We start from the raw sequence: 2,898 nt of genomic DNA, 5'->3' as shown, positions 1-2,898 counted from the left end.
GGCTTAGGGGGCGGTGGCCGGGGGTGCTGCGGGCGTGCCGGGTGCCGGGCCCGTGCCGGGCGTGGTGGTGCCGTTGCGGAGGTCGGCGACGGTGACCGGCAGGCCGGTGCGGCGGGAGGGGGCGCACCCCTCGGCGATGTAGAGGGCCTCCAGGGCTTCGGCGGGGGTGCAGGGGCTGGGGGCCCGGCCCGCGGCCACCTCGACGAAGGCCGTCAGCTCGGTGACGTACGCGTCGTGGAAGCGTTCCATGAACGTGGCGTACGGCGCCGCCCGTTGCCAGGACAGCGCCGGTTCGGCGGACGGCAGCGGGGCCCGGTCGTCCAGGCCGACGACGCGGGTGCCCGCCGAGCCGCAGACCTCCAGCCGTACGTCGTGGCCCGCGCCGTTGTAGCGGGTCGCGGTGACGGTGGCCAGGGTGTCGTCGTCGAAGCGGAGCAGCGCGGCGCAGGTGTCGACGTCGCCGCCCTCGGCGAAGAAGGCCGCGCCGCGGTTGGCGCCCTGGGCGTAGACGGAGACCACCTCGCGGCCGGTCAGCCAGCGCATGATGTCGAAGTCGTGGATGCCGCAGTCCCGGAAGAGCCCGCCGGAGGTCGGGATGAAGGCCGCGGGCGGCGGCACCTGGTCGCTGGTGCAGGCGCGGAGGGTGTGCAGCCAGCCCAGTTCGCCGGAGCGCAGCGCCGCGCGGGCGGCCCGGTAGCCGGCGTCGAACCGCCGCTGGAAACCGATCTGCACGGGCACGGTGCCGGCCTCGGCCCGTTCCGCGACGGCGATCGTGCCCGGTACGTCCAGCGCCACCGGCTTCTCGCAGAAGACCGGGACGCGGGCGTCCAGCGCCTGGTGGATCAGGGCGGCGTGCGCACTGGTCGCGGCGGTGATCACCACCGCGTCGATCCCCTCCGCGTACAGCGCCTCGATGCTGCCCGCGGCCCGTACGCCCAGCGTGCCGGCGAGCGCGGCGGCCCGCGCCGGGTCCGCGTCCGCGACGACCAGACCGGTGACGCCGGGGACGCCGAGCAGGGTCGCGGCGTGGAACGCGCCGATGCGCCCGGTGCCGATGAGGCCGATCTTCATGGCTGCTTCCCTTCGGGAGGGGAGAGGGAGGGGCTGTGCGAGGGAGCGGTGGTTGGCGTTTGGAACGGTCCAACTCCCTTGTTTCCGGCACCTTGCAGGTCCGTATGTCAGGATGTCAAGGCCCGGTGTTTGTCCGGGTGTTGCTGTCGGCGGGGGCTTCGCGCTCGGGGTGACGGGCGTCCGTTGACGCGAGGATGGCCCGGTGGGAGGATCGCCGGTTATGGAACGGTCCAAAGAGCCCGCGGACGTGCCGGGTACGGCGGATGTGCCGGGCGCGCCGGGTGCGGCCGGCGCGGCGGTTGGTGGGGTGGCGCGGCCGCCGACGATTCGGGCCGTCGCGGAGCGGGCGGGGGTTTCGAAGTCGCTGGTCTCGCTCGTTCTCCAGGGTTCGCCGCGGGTCAGCGACGCCAAGCGGCAGGCCGTCCAGGAGGCCATCGACGCGCTGGGTTACCGGCCCAACGCCGCCGCCCGCAGCCTGGTCGCCCGGCGTACGCACACCGTGGGCGTGCTGCTGAACGATATGCGCAACCCGTGGTTCGTGGACGTGCTGGACGGCCTGAACTCCCTGCTCCACGCGCACGGGCTGCGGATGCTGATGGCCGACGGGCGACTGGACCGGCTGGCCGGCCAGGAGTTCGCCCGCACCTTCCTGGAACTCCGGGTGGACGGGCTGGTCGTGGTCGGCACCCTCCCGGACACCGCGGGGCTCGCCGAGACCGCCGCGCGGCTGCCGACCGTCATCGCCGGCAACCACGGGCCCCGGCTGCCCCGGGTGGACATCGTCGCCAACGACGACGAGCGCGGCGCCCGCCTCGCCACCGAGCACCTGCTCGGCCTCGGCCACCGCCGGATCGCCCATATCGCCGGACCGGGCCCGGTCGGCGAACTGCGCCGGCGCGGCTTCGAGGCCGCGACGCGGGCCCACGGGCGGGCGGCGGACGCGGTGGTGGAGCCGGGCGACGGGACGGAGGAGGGCGGCTACCGCGCCGCCGTACGGCTGCTCGGCCCGGCCCGCGGCGCCGGCCGGCCCACCGCCGTCCTCGCCTTCAACGACCTGTCCGGCATCGGCGTGCTGTCCGCCGCCGGGGAGCTGGGCCTCGACGTGCCCGGTGACCTCTCCCTCGTCGGCTACGACAACACCTACCTCGCCCGGATCCGCCACCTCTGGCTGGACTCGGTCAACAACGCCAGCCACGAGGTCGGCCGGCGCGCCGCGCGCTGCCTGCTGGACCGGATGGCGCACCCGGGCGCTCCGGCCGTCCACCGGCTCGTGGCACCGGAGTTGGCGGTCCGGGGGTCGTCGGCGGGCCCGCCCGGCGCGGGCTGACCCGGGGTGTCGGCCGCCCGTTCACCGGCGGCCGCGGTGGCCGGGGCGCCGGGCGACCCAGGCTCTGACGGTGTCGGCGAACCAGTACGGTTTGCCGGCCTCCACGAGATCCGGTTCCGGCAGCAGGCCGTGCTTGCGGTACGAGCGCACGGTGTCCGGCTGCACCTGGATGTGGGCCGCGATTTCCTTGTACGACCAGAGCCTTCGGTCGGTCATCTCTGCGCACCTCCTTGGCGCCGTCGCGCCGGGATGCCCCGGCCGGGTCGGCGGGGCGGCGCACGGCGGCGGGATCACTCAGCCTCTGCCTGGGGAACGACGGTGCGTGACCGCGGGGGAGGGGCTGTCGAGGGGCTGTGACGGAAGACCCGCGTAACGGTGACAGCCGTGACGGGGGAGGGACGGCTGTGACGCGGAGCGGACGATCCGGGCGGGGACGTTCCGGAGCGCATCGGGAGCGGACGTTCCGGAGGCGGCGGACGCCACCCGGCCTGGCCCCCGCC

General features: G+C 75.2%; 3 protein-coding genes. 1 reads left to right on the top strand and 2 read right to left on the bottom strand.

Translation table 11 applies throughout. The features are described 5' to 3' along the window. Nucleotides 1–3: 3 nt before the first annotated feature. Complete coding sequence (locus ADL22_RS12895) at nucleotides 4–1,071, bottom strand: Gfo/Idh/MocA family oxidoreductase (protein WP_079064077.1); 1,068 nt, start codon at nucleotides 1,069–1,071, stop codon at nucleotides 4–6. A 220-nt stretch (nucleotides 1,072–1,291) separates the two neighbouring features. On the opposite strand from ADL22_RS12895, the gene ADL22_RS12890 reads away from it, so the two are divergent. After that, nucleotides 1,292–2,398: a LacI family DNA-binding transcriptional regulator gene (locus ADL22_RS12890; protein WP_079064076.1), complete on the top strand. Its 1,107-nt coding sequence runs from the start codon at nucleotides 1,292–1,294 to the stop codon at nucleotides 2,396–2,398. Between the two features lie 21 nt (nucleotides 2,399–2,419). Here the strand turns inward: ADL22_RS12890 and ADL22_RS12885 are convergent, their stop codons facing one another. Further along, on the bottom strand, nucleotides 2,420–2,614 hold the full coding sequence (locus ADL22_RS12885; RefSeq protein WP_066977442.1) for a helix-turn-helix transcriptional regulator: 195 nt from the start codon (nucleotides 2,612–2,614) through the stop codon (nucleotides 2,420–2,422). Nucleotides 2,615–2,898: the final 284 nt, after the last annotated feature.

The organism is Streptomyces sp. NRRL F-4489 (assembly GCF_001509485.1).
Lineage (GTDB): Bacteria > Actinomycetota > Actinomycetes > Streptomycetales > Streptomycetaceae > Streptomyces.
Note: the sequence above shows the minus strand (reverse complement) of the source record. Positions and strands in the feature narration are given on the sequence as shown.